At 45.1% G+C, this 22,505-nt stretch carries 17 protein-coding genes, 16 tRNA genes, 2 rRNA genes and 1 riboswitch; of the genes, 3 read left to right on the forward strand and 32 right to left on the reverse strand.

The features are described 5' to 3' along the window. Nucleotides 1-205: 205 nt before the first annotated feature. The 4 genes from LCM20_RS04100 to LCM20_RS04115 all read right to left on the reverse strand — a co-directional run bounded on the left by LCM20_RS04100 (nt 206) and on the right by LCM20_RS04115 (nt 6,240). Entirely contained in the window at nt 206-2,308 is a 2,103-nt protein-coding gene (locus LCM20_RS04100; protein ID WP_225194151.1) for an RNA degradosome polyphosphate kinase, read from the reverse strand. Between the two features lie 124 nt (nt 2,309-2,432). After that, nucleotides 2,433-3,983: an exopolyphosphatase gene (gene ppx / locus LCM20_RS04105; RefSeq protein WP_225194152.1), complete on the reverse strand. Its 1,551-nt coding sequence runs from the start codon at nt 3,981-3,983 to the stop codon at nt 2,433-2,435. Between the two features lie 73 nt (nt 3,984-4,056). Next, on the reverse strand, nt 4,057-5,952 hold the full coding sequence (locus tag LCM20_RS04110; RefSeq protein ID WP_225194153.1) for a PrkA family serine protein kinase: 1,896 nt from the start codon (nt 5,950-5,952) through the stop codon (nt 4,057-4,059). Nucleotides 5,953-6,066: 114 nt separating this feature from the next. Beyond that, nucleotides 6,067-6,240: a hypothetical protein gene (locus LCM20_RS04115; RefSeq protein ID WP_225194154.1), complete on the reverse strand. Its 174-nt coding sequence runs from the start codon at nt 6,238-6,240 to the stop codon at nt 6,067-6,069. A gap of 198 nt (nt 6,241-6,438) precedes the next feature. Here LCM20_RS04115 and LCM20_RS04120 point away from each other — a divergent pair, with 198 nt between their 5' ends. Next, nucleotides 6,439-7,254 carry a biotin/lipoate A/B protein ligase family protein gene (locus LCM20_RS04120; RefSeq protein ID WP_412097975.1) on the forward strand — a complete coding sequence of 272 codons (816 nt, stop codon included), beginning with the start codon at nt 6,439-6,441 and terminating at the stop codon, nt 7,252-7,254. An 18-nt stretch (nt 7,255-7,272) separates the two neighbouring features. Then, a complete protein-coding gene (gene lipA / locus LCM20_RS04125; RefSeq protein WP_225194155.1) occupies nt 7,273-8,217 on the forward strand; it encodes a lipoyl synthase in 945 nt (314 codons plus the stop codon). Nucleotides 8,218-8,277: 60 nt separating this feature from the next. On the opposite strand, the gene LCM20_RS04130 is transcribed toward lipA, so the two are convergent. The 10 genes from LCM20_RS04130 to LCM20_RS04175 all read right to left on the reverse strand — a co-directional run bounded on the left by LCM20_RS04130 (nt 8,278) and on the right by LCM20_RS04175 (nt 17,733). Next, nucleotides 8,278-8,538 (reverse strand): hypothetical protein, encoded by a 261-nt coding sequence (locus tag LCM20_RS04130; protein WP_225194156.1) that lies wholly within the window; start codon nt 8,536-8,538, stop codon nt 8,278-8,280. Nucleotides 8,539-9,084: 546 nt separating this feature from the next. Then, a complete protein-coding gene (gene trmL, locus LCM20_RS04135) occupies nt 9,085-9,561 on the reverse strand; it encodes a tRNA (uridine(34)/cytosine(34)/5-carboxymethylaminomethyluridine(34)-2'-O)-methyltransferase TrmL (protein WP_225194157.1) in 477 nt (158 codons plus the stop codon). Nucleotides 9,562-9,611: 50 nt separating this feature from the next. Beyond that, nucleotides 9,612-10,472: an amidase domain-containing protein gene (locus LCM20_RS04140; protein ID WP_225194158.1), complete on the reverse strand. Its 861-nt coding sequence runs from the start codon at nt 10,470-10,472 to the stop codon at nt 9,612-9,614. A 102-nt stretch (nt 10,473-10,574) separates the two neighbouring features. Beyond that, complete coding sequence (locus LCM20_RS04145) at nt 10,575-11,105, reverse strand: methylated-DNA--[protein]-cysteine S-methyltransferase (RefSeq protein WP_225194159.1); 531 nt, start codon at nt 11,103-11,105, stop codon at nt 10,575-10,577. A 68-nt stretch (nt 11,106-11,173) separates the two neighbouring features. Continuing rightward, nucleotides 11,174-12,313, reverse strand: a complete 1,140-nt coding sequence (gene queG / locus LCM20_RS04150) for a tRNA epoxyqueuosine(34) reductase QueG (RefSeq protein WP_225194160.1) — start codon at nt 12,311-12,313, stop codon at nt 11,174-11,176. A gap of 16 nt (nt 12,314-12,329) precedes the next feature. Next, a complete protein-coding gene (locus LCM20_RS04155; protein WP_225194161.1) occupies nt 12,330-14,039 on the reverse strand; it encodes an ABC-ATPase domain-containing protein in 1,710 nt (569 codons plus the stop codon). A gap of 147 nt (nt 14,040-14,186) precedes the next feature. After that, nucleotides 14,187-14,257 (reverse strand) — tRNA-Gly (locus tag LCM20_RS04160). Nucleotides 14,258-14,634: 377 nt separating this feature from the next. Continuing rightward, nucleotides 14,635-15,042, reverse strand: coding sequence for a hypothetical protein (locus LCM20_RS04165; protein WP_225194162.1), 408 nt, complete (start codon nt 15,040-15,042; stop codon nt 14,635-14,637). 173 nt (nt 15,043-15,215) lie between these two features. Next, nucleotides 15,216-16,385 carry a TraB/GumN family protein gene (locus LCM20_RS04170; RefSeq protein WP_225194163.1) on the reverse strand — a complete coding sequence of 390 codons (1,170 nt, stop codon included), beginning with the start codon at nt 16,383-16,385 and terminating at the stop codon, nt 15,216-15,218. Nucleotides 16,386-16,497: 112 nt separating this feature from the next. Beyond that, complete coding sequence (locus LCM20_RS04175) at nt 16,498-17,733, reverse strand: NAD-dependent epimerase/dehydratase family protein (RefSeq protein WP_225194164.1); 1,236 nt, start codon at nt 17,731-17,733, stop codon at nt 16,498-16,500. Nucleotides 17,734-17,958: 225 nt separating this feature from the next. Then, nucleotides 17,959-18,060, forward strand: a riboswitch (purine riboswitch). 44 nt (nt 18,061-18,104) lie between these two features. On the opposite strand from LCM20_RS04175, the gene ade reads away from it, so the two are divergent. Further along, nucleotides 18,105-19,850, forward strand: coding sequence for an adenine deaminase (ade, locus tag LCM20_RS04180; RefSeq protein ID WP_225194165.1), 1,746 nt, complete (start codon nt 18,105-18,107; stop codon nt 19,848-19,850). Between the two features lie 89 nt (nt 19,851-19,939). Here the strand turns inward: ade and LCM20_RS04185 are convergent, their stop codons facing one another. From LCM20_RS04185 to LCM20_RS04270, 18 genes are all read right to left on the reverse strand, one after another. After that, a complete protein-coding gene (locus tag LCM20_RS04185) occupies nt 19,940-20,443 on the reverse strand; it encodes a DUF4870 domain-containing protein (protein ID WP_225194166.1) in 504 nt (167 codons plus the stop codon). Between the two features lie 72 nt (nt 20,444-20,515). Next, nucleotides 20,516-20,597: transfer RNA gene (locus LCM20_RS04190), tRNA-Leu, on the reverse strand. A 9-nt stretch (nt 20,598-20,606) separates the two neighbouring features. Then, nucleotides 20,607-20,680, reverse strand: a tRNA-Cys gene (locus LCM20_RS04195). 48 nt (nt 20,681-20,728) lie between these two features. Further along, nucleotides 20,729-20,803, reverse strand: a tRNA-Gly gene (locus LCM20_RS04200). A gap of 8 nt (nt 20,804-20,811) precedes the next feature. Next, nucleotides 20,812-20,886: transfer RNA gene (locus tag LCM20_RS04205), tRNA-Gln, on the reverse strand. Between the two features lie 20 nt (nt 20,887-20,906). Continuing rightward, nucleotides 20,907-20,982, reverse strand: a tRNA-His gene (locus tag LCM20_RS04210). An 11-nt stretch (nt 20,983-20,993) separates the two neighbouring features. Next, nucleotides 20,994-21,064: transfer RNA gene (locus LCM20_RS04215), tRNA-Trp, on the reverse strand. Between the two features lie 22 nt (nt 21,065-21,086). Beyond that, nucleotides 21,087-21,172: transfer RNA gene (locus LCM20_RS04220), tRNA-Tyr, on the reverse strand. A gap of 10 nt (nt 21,173-21,182) precedes the next feature. After that, nucleotides 21,183-21,258: transfer RNA gene (locus LCM20_RS04225), tRNA-Thr, on the reverse strand. 6 nt (nt 21,259-21,264) lie between these two features. After that, nucleotides 21,265-21,340 (reverse strand) — tRNA-Phe (locus LCM20_RS04230). 32 nt (nt 21,341-21,372) lie between these two features. Beyond that, nucleotides 21,373-21,449, reverse strand: a tRNA-Asp gene (locus tag LCM20_RS04235). Between the two features lie 4 nt (nt 21,450-21,453). Then, nucleotides 21,454-21,530: transfer RNA gene (locus LCM20_RS04240), tRNA-Met, on the reverse strand. A 198-nt stretch (nt 21,531-21,728) separates the two neighbouring features. After that, nucleotides 21,729-21,804: transfer RNA gene (locus LCM20_RS04245), tRNA-Val, on the reverse strand. Nucleotides 21,805-21,813: 9 nt separating this feature from the next. Next, nucleotides 21,814-21,888: transfer RNA gene (locus tag LCM20_RS04250), tRNA-Glu, on the reverse strand. 11 nt (nt 21,889-21,899) lie between these two features. After that, a tRNA-Ser gene (locus LCM20_RS04255) sits at nt 21,900-21,992 on the reverse strand. Between the two features lie 4 nt (nt 21,993-21,996). Next, a tRNA-Asn gene (locus LCM20_RS04260) sits at nt 21,997-22,071 on the reverse strand. 10 nt (nt 22,072-22,081) lie between these two features. Next, nucleotides 22,082-22,195, reverse strand: a 5S ribosomal RNA gene (rrf, locus tag LCM20_RS04265). A gap of 129 nt (nt 22,196-22,324) precedes the next feature. Then, nucleotides 22,325-22,505, reverse strand: a 23S ribosomal RNA gene (locus tag LCM20_RS04270); the annotation flags it as partial.

A 22,505-nucleotide genomic window follows, 5' to 3' on the forward strand; every position in this document is an offset into this window, starting at 1 on the left:
AGACACGTGTAATACCCCCAAGTAGTTGTTGGCTAATGTTTCCTCGAAAACGTTTCCAAGTCCAAGTACTATTATAGAATTGAAACGCTTACGTGTTCAACATATTTCGCAATTTTTTTTCGTTTAACAACAAGTTCATTATAACAAGAAAGACGCACCAATGGGTACGCCTTTTATTACTTTTTTCAGTCAATTTATACAATTGTTACTCTTCGTCCTCCAGAACTCTGTAGGCCATTTCGAATAATTTCATCTGGCTGTTCAGTTTCGGAGCGTTCGGAGAGGCTTCAACATAACGATAGTTTCCATCATTCTGCTGCTCTCGTGCCTTCACATTATCGTTAAGAGTGACTGATAAAATCTTTTCAAGGCGGCTCTTGATCGCCGGTTCATGAATCGGAAATAGCAGTTCCACTCGCTTAACCATATTTCGCGTCATCATATCGGCAGAAGATAAGAACACACGATCATCCCCATTGTGATGGAAATAATAAATCCGACTGTGTTCTAAGAACCGTCCGACAATACTTCTGACCCGAATATTCTCACTAACCCCTTTAATTCCTGGTCGCAGGCAGCAAATACCGCGTACAATCAAATCGATTTGCACGCCGGCCTGTGATGCTTCGTAAAGTTTCATAATGAGGTTCTTATCTGTCAGCGAGTTCATCTTAGCGATGATTCGACCATTACCGTGTTGTTTATGAAAACGAATTTCGTTGTTCATATACCGTATGAAATCGTTTCGAATGTCAAAGGGCGCCATGGATAAGTGGTGATACTTCGGCTTCTCAGTGAATCCGCTCAGGTAGTTGAAGAAGTCCGTCGCGTCGATTCCGAATTTTCTGCGCGAAGTAATAATTCCCATATCTGTATAAAGCGATGCTGTCTGGTCATTATAATTCCCTGTTCCCAAGTGAACGAAACGTTCGATTTTCTCATTCTTCTTTCGAACAACAAGCGTGATTTTACTGTGGGTTTTCAAATAAGTCATACCATAAATGACATGACAACCAGCTTTCTCAAGCTCTTTCGCCCATTGAACGTTATTCTCTTCGTCAAAACGGGCCTTCAGTTCCACTAGAACCGTCACTTGCTTTCCGTTCTCTGCCGCTCTTTTCAATGACTCAATGATTGGAGAATCTCCACTCACACGGTAGAGCGTCTGTTTGATAGCTAAAACGTGAGGGTCATCCGCTGCATCCGACACAAAGTCAACGACAGGCTCGAAGGATTCATAAGGATGGTGGAAAAAGAGATCCCGCTCAGACGCTGCTTCAAATATGTCTTCTTTTCCTTCCAAGTCCCTTGGAGGCTGAGGCATAAGGGTTTCATACGTAAGATGGTCTTTTACGCTGCCAAGAGTCTTCTGGAACTTGAAGAGAAAGGTTAGGTCGAGCGGACCATTTGTGACGTACAAATCACCTTTATGAATTTCCAATACCTTAAGAAGGAAATCCACGACTTTCTCATCATATTTACCGTTCCGGACTTCAAGACGAACCGCTGCTCCCCACTTCCGTTTCTTAAGCTCTTTTTCGATTTCCTTCAGTAAGTCGCGTGCGCCTTCTTCATGGATCGTCATATCGGCATTTCGAGTGATCCGAAACTCGGTAATCGACTTCACCTGATAGCCCTTAAACAATTTATGAATGAAGTAACTGATGATTTCTTCTAACAATACATACTGAAACTTCGTCTCGTGCTCAATTTGGACAAAACGATCGAGAACCGCCGGAACTTGAACGATCGCCGTTTTGGTTTCCCTGTCTGTCGGATCCAAAGCATCTTGAATGACGATAGCCAGGTTGATGGACTTATTTAAAAGCATCGGGAATGGACGGTACGCATCCACAGCCATTGGAGTAAGCACAGGGAAAATCTCTTCGTTGAAGTACGATTCCAGACGGGAAATCTCGTCCTTAGTCAGCTCTTCCATCGACAGGATGGAGATACCTTCCTTCTCAAGCTCAGGCTTCATTCCCTGATACGCATCATACTGTTTACGGACATTTTCATGGTTAATCTCTGCAATCTTTGAAAGCTGCTGCTTGGGAGTAAGACCCGCTTTATTCTCAGGCTTATTGAATCCTGCCTTTACCTGATCCTTTAAGCCGGCAACACGTACCATGAAAAATTCATCTAAGTTCGACGAACAGATCGCAAGAAATTTCAAACGTTCCAGTAAAGGGTTGTCCATATCGAGAGCTTCCTGCATCACACGCTCGTTGAAAGCGAGCCAGCTCAATTCACGGTTATTGTAAAATAGTGGATTGGATAGTTCTTCTGTTTTCTTTTGTGTAGACATTGTACAACACCCTTCACAAAGTAATCTTTCCTCTTTTCCTCCACCATAGTATGGGAATATGTTCTTATTATTACTGTGACATTAAGAGTTTGTAAAAATATGATGAAAGCTGTAGAAAACTTGTCTATCCTTTCGATTCCACAAATGACAGCTCAATATTCCTTTTCAGTGATTTTTCAAGATGTTTTTTCTGCTTTTCTGCCTGGTATTCCTCAGGCATCCATTCTCCAGTACAGTAGAGTGTAATGTGCAGGTCTCCATCATGCGTCGCCACTTGAAGGTCACGGACCGTCTTCCTTCTCGTACTATCCAGGCTGTAACAGAACTTCAACAACGCGCCCATCAGCCTCAGTTTTTTCCGTTCGTCTTTCAGGAACCATTTCTTGTAAGGTTGAAGAAACTGCTTGAATACTGTCTTGTTCTTGAACGAAGCAAGCAATGCGAGCCTCAGCCGTTCTACGTGCATCAAACCGTCAATCGTCCGGTTGGCAAGCAGGTAGAATGTGTGTTGGTAACTCGCTTCACTATCAATATAATCTCCAAGGTTGAACACGTAACTCGCACGCTTCAATTCCAACCAGTCCTCTTTCTTCAGTGAGCCGAGCCCTTTTTCATGAAGCTTGATGAAAAGCTGGTGGGACAAGTGCTGGACGTGGTGAATCTGCTGGATGTTCAAATCGTAATCACTGATCAGCTCTTGAATGCTTTCTTCCAATACGTTCGGGAAAAGAGAAGTTCCCATATCTTTGGTGAGCTGCTCGTAGAAAACACCATCCCTCAGTCCTTTTCTACTTAAAATGAAGCCACTCGCTTGAATCGTGTCGTACAAGGAATGAAACACTTCCGTTGCAGGCAGAATGATGTCTGCCCGATCTTTGGACAGTCCCTCTACTTTTTGAAGTTTCTTCATAGAAAGTGTAAACAGATAATTCTTCACAAAAGATAAATCACTGTCTTTCATTTTATACTGATGGAGCCCGGCGAGCGGGTACTCTTTCAAGTTCTGGTCTACCTGGACCAAGTTCCTCGCGCCGCCTCCGATTCCAATAAGCGGTACATTCTTTTTCTTAAGCCATGGGAGAGATTTGAATTCATCCAACAAGAATTGTCTCAGCTTATAGAACTCTTCTTCAGTCGGCAAGTCTTTCTTGAAGAAATCCTGTTTCAATGTGAGAGCGCCGAATGGGAAACTGTGCGATTTGATCAGTTTGCGGTCTTTGAAATATGTAACTTCTGTGCTGCCGCCTCCAATGTCGACGGTTACCCCTTCCTGGACCTGAGTCGAATTGGCAACTGCCAAATAGCCATAATACGCCTCCTCATGCTCAGACAAGATTCGCATATCGAATCCTGTACGATCGGAAACCAGCTTGATGATTTCTTCCTGGTTCTCTGCCTGACGGATGGTAGCCGTCGCGACACAGACCATTTCTTCTAAGTCATAAGAATGAGCCACTTGTTTAAAGCTCTTCAACGTCGTAATAAGGACACGCTGCCCCTCTTCTGAGAGCGTTCCATCATCCAACAAATGATTCCTCAGTCTAGCTACAGCTTTCACGTTCTCAATCTCGCGTAACCGTCCACTCTTGTCTTTCAAATAAATGACGAGCCTCATGGTGTTCGATCCGACATCAATTATGGCATAATAACTTTTCGACAATTCTCTCACCTGCATTTCATTTTTTTTGCTATTATAACACAAACACCCTGCTTTCCTCGTAAGGGTAAGCAGGGTGTTTCCTTTTTTATTAACGATTTAATAGACTTCCTACATACTTGAGTAGTTCATTAGCGGAGCTTGAATTGTACCCATGCTCATCCACCAGTGTAGCCACCACTTCGTTAATTTTCTTAAGCTGCTGTTCGTCAGGCGTTTTCGTGGACGTTGTAATCTTCACGACATCTTTCAAATCGGCAAATAGTTTCTTCTGAATCGCTTCACGCAGGCGCTCATGCGATTGGTAATCAAACTTCTTGCCCTTACGCGCATATGCAGAGATGCGAATGAGAATTTCTTCACGGAATGCTTTTTTAGCATTTTCGGATACACCGATCTGCTCCTCAATCGAACGCATCAGGCGCTCATCCGGGTTCAACTCCTCACCCGTCAGTGGGTCGCGCAGCTTCGCCTTATTACAGTAAGCTTCCACGTTATCGAGGTAATTGTCCATAAGTGTAACGGCAGATTCTTCATAGGAATACACAAACGCTTTCTGAACTTCCTTCTTCGCAATCTCATCATACTCTTTTCTTGCAAGCGAGATGAAGTCCAGATACCGTTCCTGGTCTTCTTTTGATATCGAGGCATGACTGCTCAAACCGTCTTTGAGGGATCGCAGCACATCCAGCGCATTAATGGAGGTAAGTTCTTTCTTAATGATCGTAGAAGAGATCCTGTTGATTACGTAACGAGGGTCGATGCCACTCATTCCCTCGTCAGAATGCTCCTTCTTCAATTCTTCTACATCCACATCACTGAAGCCTTCGAGAATCTCACCATCGTACAGACGCATTTTCTTCAGAATATCAATAGAAGCTTTTTTCGACTCTTTCAGGCGGGTTAGGATGGTAAACATGGCAGCTACACGTAACGTATGAGGCGCAATATGCACGTCACGGATATCGCTCTCCCGAATCATCTTCTCGTAAATTCGTTCTTCCTGGCTCACTTTCAGGTTATAAGGAACCGGCATAACAATCATACGTGAGTGAAGGGCTTCATTCTTTTTGTTGGCGATAAACGATTTGTACTCCGCTTCGTTCGTATGGGCGATGATCATTTCATCTGCACTGATCAGGGCGAATCTACCTGCTTTAAAGTTTCCTTCCTGGGTCAGTGAGAGCAAATGCCAGAGGAATTTCTCATCACATTTCAGCATTTCCTGGAACTCCATTACGCCGCGGTTCGCCTTGTTCAGCTCCCCGTCAAACCGGTATGCTCTTGGGTCTGATTCTGACCCATACTGAGCAATCGTCGAGAAGTCTATGGACCCTGTCAAATCAGCAATATCCTGTGACTTCGGATCAGAAGGGCTGAACGTACCAATTCCCGTACGTTTATCCTCTGAGAAAAAGATTCGTTCGACGAGGACGTCCTCAAGTCTTCCGCCGTACTCCTTCTCCACTCGCATTGTGTTTAATGGAGAAAGGCTGCCCTCAATCCGAATGCCATAATCCTTCAGGAACTCTTCTCTTAAATGCTGTGGAATAAGGTGCAGCGGATCCTCGTGCATCGGGCATCCTTTAATTGCGAAGACTGCCCCTTCATCTGTGTGAGAGTATCGCTCAAGGCCGCGCTTCATCAAGTTGACAAGCGTCGATTTACCACCACTGACCGGTCCCATCAATAGTAAAATTCGTTTACGGACATCCAGTCTTCTAGCTGCCGGGTGGAAGTATTCCTCCACTAAGCGTTCCATCGCCTCATCCAAGCCATAAATATCATCATCAAAGAACTTATACTTCTTATGATCGTGATCTTCCTCCACTCCCGCACTCTTGATCATATTATATACACGGGAATGTGCCGATTGTGCTAAATAAGGACGTTCTTTCAAAAGCTCTAAGTACTCAGAGAATGTACCTTCCCACTTCAGTTCTTCTTCTTTTTCACGGTGGTCTTGTATTTTACGTAAAATGTCCACTTCGCGAGACCTCCCCCGTCCTAATAGACGAAATTTAATATATCTTATGCCCTCTCGCGATAAAACATGTCTACTTTACGACACTCCACTCTTCTGAGCTTAGAAGAAACTGAGTTACGGCTCGTCTCTCCCCTGCAGATACTTTTTCCTTTTAACTATTCCCATCACTAGAAAAAGGATGAAAAGCCCGATGTTCAACCACCTGTAATCTTCGTAGAGGTATGCTAGAACGGCCCATATGACGGAGCTGGTAAAAAAGAGCAGACTGGACAACAACTGCTGATTCATCGTTTCTCCCCTCCTATATTCTTTGAACTCATTATATATGTTATTGGCTGTTTACACCAAAGCACGTACGACACAGAGCTTCTACTGGAATGAAAAAGGATAACATTAGCATTTTTTGACACGTATCTTTAGGCTTGTTAGAATTGTCTAGAACATTTTAACTCAATAAAGGACAAAATAGAGAAAGAAGGACTGCAAATGGAAACATGGTACTATGTTGATTCCGGTCACTGTACACCTGCCATGAATATGGCATTGGATGAGGCACTGATGAATTGGCATCGCCAAGGAAGCATTCCACCCGTCCTGCGCTTCTACGGATGGGAACCGGCTGGACTTTCTGTCGGTTATTTTCAGAAGGTGAAAGGGAAAATAGATCTTGAAGGTGTGAAAGAACATGGCTATCAATTAGTCCGCCGTCAAACAGGTGGACGTGCTGTTCTACACGACAAGGAACTGACATATAGTGTCATTGTCTCAGAAGAACATGAAGCCATGCCGCCCTCCGTTAAGGAAGCCTATCTCGTCATTTCAAGAGGTCTTCTCGAAGGGTTTCGTGAATTAGACATTGCAGCAGATTTCGCTGTCCCTGAAGGGAAATTGGATACGACCGATTCAGCGGTCTGCTTCGAAGAACCCTCCTGGTACGAACTGATTGTAGATGGAAAGAAAGCAGCAGGAAGTGCCCAGACGAGAAAAAAAGGCATCATCCTCCAGCACGGATCCATTCCAATCGATGTCGATGACGTTAAATTGTTCGATATGTTCCTATATAAAAATGAACGCATCAAAGAACGAGCAAGAAAAGCATTCGGTGACAAAGCCGTCGCCATCAATCAAATTCTGGATACTCCAGTGGATTATGAACAGACAAAGAACGCCTTTAAAAGAGGGTTCGAAAAGGGTCTTGAAATCAACCTTGAGCCATTTGAATTAAGTCAGGCTCAATGGGATGAAGTCGAGAAAATCGCTGATACCCGCTATCGTTCTGATGATTGGAATTACTCAAGATAATAAGGGAGTGGAATTGAAATGGCTAAAAACGAAGAATACATAAGAAAACCGGATTGGTTGAAAATCAAAATCAATACGAACAAATCCTATACAGGATTGAAGAAACTGATGCGCGAGAAAAAACTCAACACAGTATGTGAAGAAGCGCGCTGTCCTAATATTCACGAATGCTGGAGTGAGCGTAAAACCGCTACGTTCATGATTTTAGGCGATACGTGTACACGTGGATGCCGCTTCTGCGCTGTTAAGACTGGACTTCCGAATGAACTGGACTGGGGAGAGCCTGAACGTGTAGCGGACTCCGTCGAAATCATGGGGCTCAAACACGTAGTCGTGACCGCTGTCGCCCGTGATGACTTAAACGACGGAGGCGCCGCCGTATTCGGCGAAACCGTAAAGGCCATCCGTCGCCGTGTACCGGGATGTACCGTGGAAATCCTTCCTTCTGATATGAAGGGCGATTATGACAGCCTTCATACCCTAATGGGTGGAGAACCAGATATCTTCAACCACAACATCGAGACCGTGAGAAGATTAACGAAAAAGGTGAGAGCGCGCGCCATGTACGATCGTTCACTCGAACTTCTACGCCGCGTTAAGGAAATCCGTCCGAACACACCAACGAAGTCAAGCATCATGGTCGGTCTTGGAGAAACTAAAGAAGAGATCATCGAAGCGATGGACGATTTACTAGCTCATAATGTCGATATCATGACAATTGGTCAATACCTTCAGCCGACGAAGAAACACTTGAATGTCGAGCGCTACTACCATCCGGATGAGTTCGAAGAGCTGAAACAGATTGCCCTTGAGAAAGGCTTCAAGCATTGCGAAGCCGGTCCAATGGTCCGTTCTTCCTACCACGCCGATGAGCAAGTCAATGCAACATCTGCTCAGCGCCGTATTAAGTATATGAAGGGCTACGAAGAACAAGGCGAAACACTCGACAACACGAATTTCTAAACGTATGTAAAGAAGGAACTCCCTCTCGATTGAGGAAGTTCCTTTTCTTATATAGGAATCTTACCAGAACCCGCCGTATGGAGGACGTCCGTAGAAGCCCCCACCGCCACCACCGGGATAACCTCCGTAGTAAGGTGGGCGCGGTCCATAAAAAGGAGGACGAGGACCGTAAAACCCTCCACCATATAGACCCGGAGCAATTGCTCCACCTAGAAACCCACCCAACAGACCTCCGGCGAAAGGACCAAAAAAGAAACGTTCGTCTTCATTCCTAAAGCCATTCTGGATCGGATACGGCTGTTGATAAGGAAAATGATTCATGCTTTCTCCTCCACTTCTCTGCTTAGTTATTCACCTACTCTTCAACCTATGTATCCGCCCGCCCTCATGTATGGGCTGGTGCCTTCAGGCAAAGGATAAATTTAGTTGGACATTTGATTCACATTGTTTCCGGATTAAGGTATAATGAGGTCAGTTACGCTTGTCTGGTGGAAAAGGAGGATACACTTACATGAATTTAACGTTAATCATTCTAGTCTGTCTTTCATTCTTATCTGCTATTTTCTCTGCAGGGTACGACGTGAAAGGCGGAACACCGAAAAAGAATTCACGCATCTAAAGAAAACGCATCCATAACGGATGCGTTTTTTTCTGGTTGTTGGAAAGGGTCTGGATGGAATAGAGTGGGTCGTGGGGTGGAAAATAGCTCGCTTTCCGGTGGCGGACGCCCATGGAAAGCGAGTTGTTTCGTCAACACCGCTTCTCTAGCTTTATAAGAACCAATCGATCTTTCTCTATACCATGAAAAAGTTCTGGATGCTTTTGGGTGCTGATGGGGATGTTACCGCCCAATGACAGAGCGTCTTATTATTTAATGAGTCCTTTGAACCCTTGCTGCCTTAAGGTTTCGAATAGGATAATCGACACTGTATTGGATAAGTTCAACGAGCGGACTTGGCCCGTCATCGGAATACGAAGACATTTGTCCTCAAGCCCCTCGAGCAAGCTCTTCGGAATTCCATCACTTTCCCTACCAAAGACGAAAAGCAAATCATCTTCTGTAGATTGAAAGTCGAAATCTGCATAAGACTTCGTACCGAAATTCTCGATATAGTAATAATCTCCTTTTGGATACTTCTCATACAACTCCTCAATGGAATCATAATAATGGATTTTTACATCGTGCCAATAGTCAAGACCGGCACGGCGTAGCATCTTGTCATCCGTGGAAAAACCAAGTGGTCGAATTAAATGAAGCTCTGAATCCGTCGCTAAACACGTCCGAGCGATATTCCCTGTGTTCGCTGGAATTTCCGGTTGGAATAATACGATATGATTTGGCATAATTGTCACCTCAGTCTAGTCTTTTCAACTAGGCTATTATATCATACCCTTCAACCGTCTATATGAAAGAACTTATACTGTATGCTCGGGGTGTAAGCAGTCGAGTCCTCATAAGCCCAATACCGATGTCGGCTGTTTGATGTATGTGCATTCACAAGGGGCATACCGTTCGCATCTTTTTTTACTACAATCGTATTATGATTGAAACGACCATCCCCCTCGAAGTCATAGCAGATCACATCTCCAAGTGAAAGTTGATCTGCAGAGGATACTTCAGTCGCCGTCAGGCCTTTTCTGGAACCACTCAAATACCAACGTAGCGCATGCGCAACGGCCCAGCTGTAGCTCCAGTTCCCGCTTCCATACCACCAGCCTTTAGAACGATTCGGCTGTCCCCACATTGGTGCGCCACCAGCCCGAAGACACTGTGAAATATAATTCGTGCAATCGACTTCGAAGTGGCGGTATGCAGGATTGTAACTGTCCCACCATCGGTCGGCATAACGAACCGCTTCACGACGATTGTAAGAGAATTCCCGCTGCCGGTCATCTTTCTCAATGAAGGCGGAGGTGATTCTCTCTGCTTCTTTAAGAGGAGATTCCGTTTCCACACTGTGGTGCACCCACTTATCTCCTTGAAAATGAACCGTTCCTCTAAAAATTCCCTCTTCCAAATAAAAATGACGTCCTTCTTTAAGTAAAAGGCTTAGGTTCAGCACATAATGCAACGTGACATTCTCGTCATAAGCATGCCTCTGAAAAGGATGGATCTCAAATGTTACCCGCTGGATGTGCTTCCCGTGTTCAACTAGCCTTTGTATTTTGCGATGCAGCCAGGTTTCTTCCTGTTGATCCGGCAGTCGATCTATGATTTTCTCCCAGTATCGTTGCAGTTCATCTATATAATTCACAGCTCATCCTCCTTCGTATCATCTTATGAAGGATAAAGACAAACCATGAAGAATACCTCCTTCTAGTTCGAGATAAAAAAACCACACCTGGAGAAGGTGTGGTTAAGAACGATGGGAGACAGCAGGGGATTTACTTTCAAAATCCAAGAGCTGCTGTTTCTTATCTAAACCGCCAGCATATCCTACTAGCTTTCCGTTGCTTCCGATAACACGGTGGCAAGGAACGACGACAGAGAACGGATTCTTATTAATCGCTCCACCTACCGCACGAATCGCTTTCGGGCTGTGCATGGCCCTTGCGATATCTTTATACGAACGAGTCTCACCAAACGGGATATCGTGAAGCAGCGTTCTCCATGTTTTTCTTTGAAAATCTGTTCCATAACAATTCAAGGGGATGTCAAACTCTCTACGTTTTCCTTCGAAGTATTCATAAAGTTCATTTCTCGCTTGGCTTACGTAGGTATGTTCCGGATCGTAAACCAGCTCCCCTTTTAATAAATGCTTCCTCATCCATGACTGGAAGGTAGAAAGGCGGTCTTCATACGTGCCAAAATCAATGCGACAAACTCCTGTATCGTTAGCTAGTACCGTTATAGCTCCTAAAGGAGTATCAAACGTTCCATAATACATGAAGGACCGGTGATTCATAAACAACCCCTTCTCTAAACATTCTTAGATTCTATTAGTAGATGCCGAAATCAGCTTTGTTGCAACTGAAAATCGAGCCCTTTTTCCATTTCTGATCGTACCTCAGAATCTTCTTCTTTGATGATAGCATCTTTAATCGCTTTATAACAGTCCTCTCTGCCGATTTTTCCCAGAGACCAGGCAGCAGTTCCTCGAATGACGGGACGAGGGTCCTCCTTCATCAAGCGAATCAATTCATCTATCGCTGTTTCATCTTTATAGTGACCGAGTGCTAGAATCGCATTTCGTTGAATCGGCTTCTTCCCCCGCCACGAACCAGAGATTGGTCCGAATGTTTCTTTAAATTGACGGTTTGAAATGGAGAGAAGAGGAACGAGCTTCGGCTTGACCACTTCAGGATCCGGTTCGAATTCATCATGGATGTGGAAATCTTTCTTTCGGTTCTTCGGGCATACGGTCTGACAGGTGTCGCAGCCATACAGCCGGTTCCCGATTTTCGTTCTGAACTCATCCGGTAGAAAGTCTTTGGTCTGTGTAAGAAAAGCAATGCAGCGCTGTGCGTTCAATTGCCCTCCTTGTACGAGTGCATCTGTCGGACAAGCATCTACACAGATGTTGCAGTCGCCGCAGCTATCGTCGACAGGATCATCAGGAACAAAAGGAATATTCGTCACCATTTCCCCCAAGTACACATACGAACCAAACTCTGGAGTAATGATCGAACAGTTTTTAGCACTGAACCCGATGCCGGCACGTTCGGCTACAGCCCGGTCGGACAATTCACCTGTATCGACCATCGATGTCAGTTCAGCTTCAGGGAATCGTTCCTTAATAAAAGCCCCGAGTTTATTTAACCTGTCCCGAAGTACATCGTGATAATCCATGCCCCATGAGGCACGGGCAAAGATCCCTCTTCGTTCCCCTTTCCTGCTTTTAGGAGCATCTTTCATTTTAGAAGGATACGCCAGGGCGATCGATATGATGGACTGAGCTCCGGGCATCAGCCGGCTGGGTTCCGTTCGTTCTTCAACGCTTCCCTTTTCAAAACCGGACTGATAGCCATTTTCCTGCTGTCTCACCAAACGCCCTTTCAGTTCACTGAACACATCAGCAGACGCAAAGCCTATTTTATCAATACCGATTTCTTTGCTGTAGGCGATGACTTCTTCTTGGAATGTATGAAAATCCACCCTGACAACCTCCTTTCTATCGTAAGTCTCTTACTCTAGCTGTACGAATTCGATTTAACGTAGAAGCAATTTCAAAACGTCTTGGTCGTGCCAGCTCACCAGGATGCTGATCCTTAAATGGCGCAAACGACTCCAGCCCTCGTCTGTCCAGCTGCTCTTCTATATCATCAAGCAGCGCTTTAAAGGGTTGCTCCTGTTTAAGTGTTCCTTTTTTATCTAAATGCGTAATTAAATCAGCGATGAACCGCGTTTGAGATGCGTCTACAAGCTGTTCCACATTGGCAAGGTCAATATCTGTACGTCCCATGATGATCAAGTTTTTCCCCTTCGCCTGAACTTTTTCCTTCTTACCTCTTCGTGTTTGGAGGCTTTGTGGAGAAAAGGAGCGTTTAGGTAACGTACCGAACGAATCCTCCCCCACCTCGCTGCGGTAACTCGGATAACGGCTGGCAATCTCTTTTGCACGCTCTGTCACATTGTGAGGCAGGTATTGATCCATCATAATAATATCATCCGCTACATGGAAGTAATCTCCCGATCCTCCCATTACCATGATAGTCGAAACCCCTAACTCCTCATTCATCTGCTTGATTTTATCTATAAAAGGCGTAATGGGTTCTTTCTCTTTCACAACAAGTTCCTGCATGCGCTCATCACGAATCATGAAGTTGGTCGCGCTTGTGTCCTCGTCAATCAACAAGGTGTTCGCCTGTGCTTCCAACGCTTCTATGACGTTCGCTGCCTGCGAGGTACTTCCACTCGCATTTTCTGTAGAAAATCTAGTTGTGTCGGTACCATGGGGAAGATTTTTTATAAAAGGAGAAATATCCACTGTCGTCACTTGACGTCCGTCCTCCGCGCGCACTTTAACGGCTGAACGATCCGTCAGTACATACTCTCTTCCGTCTCCTCTAATATGAGGATAAACGCCACGCTCGATTGCGTTCAAGAGGGTACTTTTACCATGGTAACCTCCGCCGACAATCAATACAATCCCCTTCTTAACGGCCATTCCTGTCAACGGTTCCTCCAGGTGGGGAACGTTAAAGGATACACGATTCTCCCGAGGACTCTTAAAAGGTACCGCCTCTTTCATAGGACGATCACTTACACCGCTCGCTCGAGGTAGTATGGCACCATCCGCCACGAACGAAATCCAGTCATTCCGCTCCATCTCTTCATAAATCACGTCGTGTTGATCTGCGAGCCGGGCCGCTTCTTCAAGCTGCTCATCTTCAATGGAGAAAATCGATCTCTTCAGGATTTCCGGCACCACTGTGAAGAATAATTTCTCTGCCTGCTTACCGTTGATACGTCGTCCATTTGCAGGGAGCCCGACAGTGAGACAAATAGTCGTCCCTTTTCCATCGAACGTTACTGCCGTCCTTTCAAGGATTTCCTGTCCCGGTTGGTCGACCGATACCATTCCACTCTTGCCGGAACCTTTAATGAAAACATCATTACTTTGGATCGCAGCAGCGACTTCTCTTGTCATTCGATCTTCCGTGTAGGTCTTCCTGCGCTTCGTTTCCCGCCATTCAGACGAGATGGAACGATGTTGATTAGGCACATGAATCCGTATCTTGGACGGCGCCGCAAACGGATCGCCTTGTACGTAATCAATGTGAAGCTTATAAGTAGAGAAAGAATAGGTTCCTTGTATTTGCTTGTATCCCTTATAACTCTTTCCGTCGATTTGATTGAGTAGTTGTTGTAGTTTCTTCATTACTAAGCCTCCTGAAAAAATGATTCTTTTTAGAGGTTTATCCTTTTTTGCTCAATAAAAAACGCAATGCTTCGTTACCCTTTTAACGAAACACTGCGTTTGCCACATAGTATAAAATAAGTACGTGTCACCGAAAAGGTGACTCAGAGCGGGTGAAGGGAATCGAACCCTCATCATCAGCTTGGAAGGCTGAGGTTTTACCACTAAACTACACCCGCATAGTTGAAAATTCATTATCCTTGTAAGACCTTGGTCCGTCATGCCTCTTCTTCTGCAAGCTTATTCACGGAAGGGTATCCGTCGAGGCAACTCGCTGGGAATTCGGGGAAGCTTTGCTCGTGGCTGAGGTTTTACCACTAAACTACACCCGCATAAATGCCAAATTCTGTAGTCTGACAACCAACATCTTTGCTACATTTGTTATTATAACAATCGAATTTCAGCTATGCAACACAAAATTTACGATTTTTTGTCGAAATTTTTATTCTCTATTAATATATCAGACTTCCTCGAAGGGATTTCAACTAGTATACCCATCCTTCACCGAAAATATACACAAAAAATCCGCCGATTGTCCGGCGGATTTTTTTCAAGGTCAAATCGCATATAAAACAATGGATGAAGCCACTCCGCCTAGAAAATAAACTAGAGTAGCAATTGAGAATGGGTTCAAAGAGAAACGAAAGACTTGTACAGCATACACATCTTTTCCGCTTCCATACACTTTGTTATCTACGTTCGCATACTTATTCCCCATCCACTCGTTGAACTGCATGAACCACACCAGTATAAATAGAAGAAACCCTACTGTGAAGTGTCCTTCTGTAAATGACCAGCCAAGTCGTCTTGATAACATCATGGACAAAACGATTTCTACTATAATCGTTACGCTGATCAACAGACCCACTACTCCCTTTTTAGGAAGATGGCGCAGGAAACGCTCTTCAACGAATGTAACCACTTTATTTAACGTGAGTGGCACAGCAAATAAAAGAAAGATCATAATTGCTCCTGAAATCCAAAACTCGTTGAACGCACATCCCCTCCTGTCTATAAGACTTTCTCTCTATACGCAGCGGACATTCCTTACGTTTCAAAAAATGCAAAAAAATTCTTTAGAGTTTTTCATTTAATCGATAAAAAAAAGGAGGGCTTATCAAGACCCTCCTCTTCCTGCTATAGATTTTCAAAGAATAAACGCAGTACGTCTGCTCCACCAATAATCGTTCCGAGAGAACTGCCGAGGTTCGCCAGTACAATGACAAGTAGAATACGTGTCACTTTGTTGTTCCAGAATCCTTTGACAGAGGTTACATCCTCAGAGAGGTTGTCGAAATCAGACACATTCGGGCGACGGAAGTAAGCTTGAACAAATCCCGCAAACCATCCTGCTGCAATCAGAGGATTCAATGATGTAATCGGTGCGGCAATAAACGCAGTCAGTATAGCTACAGGATGCGCCAAAGCAGCAGCAGCTCCAATAGCTGAGAATGAACCGTTCCAAAGCACCCAGCTGAGCGACTGCTGTGCTCCAGCTTCAGGGTTTGCAATAAACGTATAAGCGATAATCGAAATAATCATTAGTGGAATCGCCCAGCCAATGATTTTCGGCCACTTGGATTTCGGCTTACGTTTACGCAATGCATCTAAATCGTGATCTTTGTGAATCTCCTTCGTAATTCCAGGAACGTGTGCCGCTCCGAGAACCGCCACGACTTTGTCACCCGGCGACTCTTTGATCTTCTGTGCAAGGTATTGATCACGTTCATCAATCAACGGCTTCTTCAATGATGGAAAATGCTCGGTCATGTCTTGAAGCATACCGTCAAGCATATCTTGGGACTTCATCTTTTCAAGCTCTTCTTCCGAAATGGATTCATTGCTGAAGATGCTGTACACAATCGACGCCAGCAACTTCATTTTCCCCATCAATCCGATATTTGACCAGATACGAGAAAATGTAATCTGGATATTTCGGTCTGCCAGAACGAGCTCAGCGCCCATTTCATCAGCAGACTCGATTCCTTGGATCATTTCCTGACCAGGCTTGATACCGAATTGCTTGGCCATTCTTCTCTGGAACGAAGAAATCGCAAGGTTCATTAAGAGGAGTGTCGCTTTACGGTCTTTGATGACTTGGAAGATGTCCGTGTTCTTCCACTGGTCTCCTTCTTTGATGGAACGGTAACGCTGCTCATCCAATTCCACACACACAGAGTCTGGATGCTCTTCCTCGATCACCTGTTTCACTTGCTCGGCACTCTGCTTCGAAACGTGAGCCGTGCCGATTAAGATCAGTTCTTTATCGTTAATATGAATTCTCGTAATGTTTTCTTCTGATGGCATTGTAACCTTCCTTTAACTATATGTACATTTCTCTATATTGTATCAGATATCCAACTGAATGGACATTCGAACTTTTCTATAGAAAAAGCCAGGGAAGACCCCTGGCTTTTGATTAGTTAATTGAGCTTTTTTCTTTTTCTTCCGGGACTCCCGGCTGTTGCTCTTTCGTCCATGTACTAGTTGCCGGAATCTTAGAGTGATCCGCACGCTCAGCATACTTCCCTGCTACTTCAGTTACCTCCTGAAGCAATCCTTCATCTAGCGTGGTCGGGTTCAACCCTTTAGATAGGAATAAGTCGTTCTTCACGTGTAAGTCATTCTCCGGCGCTTCTTTACGTGGGTTTGATACGTAGGCGATTTCTGCATCTGTCAGCTTGCTGACAAGCTTCGCCAAATCGTTGACACGGTGTGTTTCTGTCATCTGGTTGAAAATCATGACACGCTCTTCACGTTTCGGTGCATTGGCAATCGCAAGCTCGACACAACGTACGGTGTCTTGAATGTGAATGAAGGCACGCGTTTGTCCGCCTGTACCGTGAACGGTGATTGGATATCCAACGGCTGCCTGCATCAAGAAACGGTTCAATACGGTACCATAGTCTCCATCATAATCGAACCGGTTGATGAGACGCTCATCCATTTTTGTTTCTTCTGTATTGGTTCCCCATACAATCCCTTGGTGAAGGTCTGTAATGCGAACACTGTCATTCTTATTATAATACTGGAATAACAGTTGATCTTGGGATTTCGTCATGTGGTAAACGGATCCAGGGTTCGTCGGATAGAGGATCTGCTGTTCAACACGATCTCCAGCTTCTGTTTGAACTTCGACATCCAAGTATCCCTCTGGAATCTTCATACCTGCTGTTCCATAACCGTAGACACCCATCGTGCCAAGGTGTACGAGGTGGATGTCCAATCCGGAATCCACAATAGCACACAGTACGTTATGTGTAGCATTCAGGTTATTGTTTACTGTGTAACGCTTATGTTTCGGAGACTTCATGGAGTATGGGGCAGAACGCTGCTCCGCAAAGTGGACAATCGCATCAGGTTTCTCTTCTTTGATCACTTCAAGGAACTGATCGTAATCTTCCGCGATATCAATATTATAAAAACCCATTGTCTTGCCAGATTTCTCTTCCCACGCCTTCAAACGTGTACCCATTGGTTGAATTGGTGTTAAAGAACCGGCTTCTAATTCATTATCAATATTACGTCTCGACAGGTTATCAATGATGACAACGTCATGTCCTACATTGGACAAATGAAGGCTCGTCGGCCAACCGCAGAAGCCATCTCCACCTAAGACAAAAATTTTCTTCGATTGATTATTTTCCAAACTCACAATGACACACCCTTTACCAAATAGTTATATCTAATTTGAAGCAGAAAGATAGACGGAATCATCTGTCCTCACTCAAAAGAACTTGCCTTCCTCTCCACCATCTATTTTAATCGATTCCCACCACGGATGAAAGCTATGTCGACATATTTCCTATCTTTTCAACACACAATGTGGATGACAGGCATCATCTTACATTGACAAGCACGGCCTACAATCGGTAGAATCTTACTAATTATCATTTTCACTCGTATAGATTCGGTAATAAGGTCCGAATGTCTCTACCAGGCTGCCTCAAACGGCTTGACTACGATGGCCGCGATGTTTGCTGCCTTCCTTGCGAGTGTTTCTCATATATAGAAGGAGCGATAGACATGACATTGAACATACAAAACCTGCAACAAAAGATCCATGCATCCGGAAAGCAGAAGCCAGCTGACCTAGTCATCCGGAATGCACGAGTCCTCGACGTGTTTAACCTTGGATGGTTCGAGGGAGATGTAGCGATTCAAGATGGGAAGATCGTTGGAATCGGAGAATACGAGGCCCTCCAAACGATTGATGCTGAGAACCGTTACTTGTGCCCTTCGTTTATTGACGGACATGTCCACATCGAATCCTCCATGGTACCCCCTACAGAATTCTCGAAAATTGTTTTACCTCATGGAGTAACAACGGTCATCACGGATCCACACGAAATCGCCAATGTGTCCGGCCGTGAAGGGATTCAATTCATGATGGATGAAGCAAAGAAGACGGAATTGGATATTTATTTTATGCTTCCCTCTTGTGTACCATCCACACCACTAGAGAACGCAGGGGCTGTTCTGAAAGCATCAGACCTTGAACCCTTTTACAATGAAGACAACGTCATTGGGCTTGCAGAAGTCATGAACTATCCTGGTTTACGTGACGGAGATGAAGATCTCCTGACTAAAATCGTCCACGCAGAAAGGCATCACAAGAAAATTGATGGCCACCTCGCTGGACTACCTGAAGACGCCATTAACATTTATCGTACAGCAGGAATTCATTCTGATCACGAATGCAACACAGCCGAAGAAGCCAAACAAAGGTTGATGCGGGGAATGTATGTCTTGATGAGAGAAGGTTCCTCTGCCAAAAACTTAGAAAGCCTGCTTCCAGTCGTCACTCCCCACAATGCAAGGCGCTGCCTTTTCTGTACAGATGACAAGCATTTGGACGAGCTCGTCGAAGAGGGCAGCATCGACCACCACATCCGTGTCGCTGTTCAAAGTGGAATCCCCGTCGAAACAGCGTACCAGATGGCTTCCCTCAATGCAGCGGAATGCTACGGTCTACACGAGAAAGGCGCGATAGCACCTGGCTACGATGCAGACTTTCTTTTAATCGATGATTTAGAACAAGTGAAGATTTCGGAAGTCTACAAGAATGGAGAAGCCGTAGTAAAAAACGGGAACTACCTGAAAGACTCTATCGAGAAGAAAGCACCGAACCCTGAATTAACATCGTCCGTTCAACTAAAAGAGGTCACGGAAGAGTCCCTGCAAATCCCGATTAGTAGTGAGAAAGAAGCACATGTCATTGAAGTGATTCCCAACCGCTTAACGACAAATTCTTTAGTAGAAGAAGTAAATGTCAAGAATGGTAAGTTTCAACCTTCTACTGAAAAAGATCAATTGAAGCTCATAGCCGCTGAGAGACATCATAACACCGGTAACGTGGGCTGCGGCATCGTAAAAGGCTTTGGAATGAAGGAAGGCGCTATGGCCACAACAGTCGCCCACGACTCCCACAACATTGTAGCCGTCGGAACAAATGATCAAGACATTCTGACTGCCATAGAATCCTTGAAGAAAATGCAAGGAGGCATGGTCGTCGTGAACAAAGGAAACGTATTAGCTGAAGTCCCCTTACCTATAGCCGGGCTGATGTCTGAGGATTCCTTTGAAAATGTTCACCAACAGCTCCATCAATTGCACGAGGGCATACAAGCATTACAATTCACAGGGAACTTTCATCCGTTTCTAACTCTTTCGTTCCTGACATTACCTGTGATTCCCTCTTTAAAACTAACGGATACAGGATTGTTTCATGTCGACACGTTCTCCCATATCGATGTGTCTTACTCAAAATAAAATATGAAAAAAGAGAGCAATTCCTCATCCATTGGAATTGCTCTCTTTTTATTGAAAGCTTCTTGTGACACAACGTCCCCCTCTTTACCTCACTTGAAAAAGCGAAGCAGCAAAGGAAAGCGACGAAACTGGCCATCAAGTGCCTTTTTTATCCCGATACCAAAATAAACGTAGGATGTGATCCAAATGAGAAGGATGGCTATCAGAGTTACGATGGTACCAAGGACGGGCAACAAGCCGGCTATAAGAGGTAACAGCATCACATCCGGTACACTTTCCTGTAAAACCCCTATTCTCCTAAACAAGACTCCAGCCAACAACAAAATAAACGTATAAAGGATAGCAGTGAGTTGTATATTGAGGCTCTCGTTGGTATGGCGATTCACGTGTCTGGACTGATCACGAACAAACAGTTTGAAGATCAGAACGAACAACGTACTAAACGGATATAGAGGGATAATGGATAAGAAATGAGAAACGGCTGCCATCGCTCCTTCTTTTTTTGTAGGCAACGTATTCACCCTTTCTGACAGTGGGAACACCATCAACCATTCTTTACCCTGCAATTCTAAATCGTTAACTGAATCGGTCATGGTGCAGTGATTGCTACACGATTTAAAAACAACAAAAAAACGTTTCTCATAATCTGAGAAACGTTTATGTAATACCGGTGGCCGGGGTCGAACCGGCACTCCGTGAGGAACACGATTTTGAGTCGTGCGCGTCTGCCAATTCCGCCACACCGGCATATGCTTTTGGAGGCGGCAACCGGAATCGAACCGGTGATAAAGGAGTTGCAGTCCTCTGCCTTACCGCTTGGCTATGCCGCCATCATGTAAGTATTGTATTCAGTTCATCTTATATTGTGAGAGTTTTTCTGGAGCGGGAGACGGGATTCGAACCCGCGACCCCCACCTTGGCAAGGTGGTGTTCTACCACTGAACTACTCCCGCAAGATAAGTGGCTGGGCCAGCTGGATTCGAACCAGCGCATGACGGTACCAAAAACCGTTGCCTTACCGCTTGGCTATGGCCCACTAATCTTGTGAAATAAAAATGGGGCGGCTGATGGGAATCGAACCCACGAATGCCTGAACCACAATCAGGTGCGTTAACCACTTCGCCACAACCGCCATAATGAAAGCAGGGGTAGTAGGAATCGAACCCACATTGACGGTTTTGGAGACCGTAGTTTTACCATTAAACTATACCCCTATTTGGATAAATATTAAATTAGTGGTGGAGGGAGTAGGACTCGAACCTACGAACCCGATGGGAGCGGATTTACAGTCCGCCGCGTTTGGCCAACTTCGCTATCCCTCCACGTTCTAAGTGGTGCCGGCCAGAGGACTTGAACCCCCAACCTACTGATTACAAATCAGTTGCTCTACCAGTTGAGCTAGGCCGGCTTTGGATGGTGGCTCGGGACGGAATCGAACCGCCGACACACGGATTTTCAGTCCGTTGCTCTACCGACTGAGCTACCGAGCCATGTCGTAATAACGACTAAATATGTATTTAAGTGGCGGTCCGGACGGGACTCGAACCCGCGACCTCCTGCGTGACAGGCAGGCATTCTAACCAACTGAACTACCGGACCATTTTGGTTGCGGGGACAGGATTTGAACCTGTGACCTCCGGGTTATGAGCCCGACGAGCTACCAGACTGCTCTACCCCGCGATGTTGTGGGAATTTGTTAGTTTAGTTCCCATTATAAGTTTTGTAAGACTGCTCCTCACGTTGCAAGCTTATTCAGTGAAGCTTACGATCGTCGCAAGACCTACAGGGATGCATTTGCAAGAAGTTTACGGTCTTGCTCTACCCCGCGATGTTTTGGGAATTCATTGTTTCAGTTCCCATTATATTCTTAAAAGTTAATGGTGGAGGATGCAGGGCTCGAACCTGCGACCCCCTGCTTGTAAGGCAGGTGCTCTCCCAGCTGAGCTAATCCTCCGGGAAGTAGTGGTGACCCGTACGGGATTCGAACCCGTGATACCGCCGTGAAAGGGCGGTGTCTTAACCACTTGACCAACGGGCCAATGTTTCTAATGGCGGAGAGTGAGGGATTCGAACCCTCGAAACCGCGGAAACGGTTTACACGAATTCCAATCGTGCTCCTTCGGCCAGCTCGGACAACTCTCCATAATGGCTCCAACGGTAGGATTCGAACCTACGACCGATCGGTTAACAGCCGATTGCTCTACCACTGAGCTACGTTGGAATAATATTCAACCTGGCTACGTCCTACTCTCACGGGGGTAAACCCGACTACCATCGGCGCTGAAGAGCTTAACTACTGTGTTCGGCATGGGAACAGGTGTGACCTCTTCGCCTTCATCACCAGATCTCTTTTTTCAAGGACAAGAACTATTATATAATGTCTTGTTTAAAAAATCAAGGGTAAATTTAAAGTTTTTTTGCAAACCCTCAAAACTGGATAAGAATTGTTCAAACCGAAATAAACGTCTTTTCAGATAGATAAGTCATCGATCCATTAGTATCTGTCAGCTCCACGTGTCACCACGCTTCCACCTCAGACCTATCAACCTCATCATCTCTGAGGGATCTTAATTACTCTGGGTAATGGGAAATCTCATCTCAAGGTGGGCTTCATGCTTAGATGCTTTCAGCACTTATCCCGACCACACGTAGCTA

It is taken from the genome of Halobacillus litoralis, from assembly GCF_020171725.1.
Taxonomy (GTDB): domain Bacteria; phylum Bacillota; class Bacilli; order Bacillales; family Halobacillaceae; genus Halobacillus; species Halobacillus litoralis_F.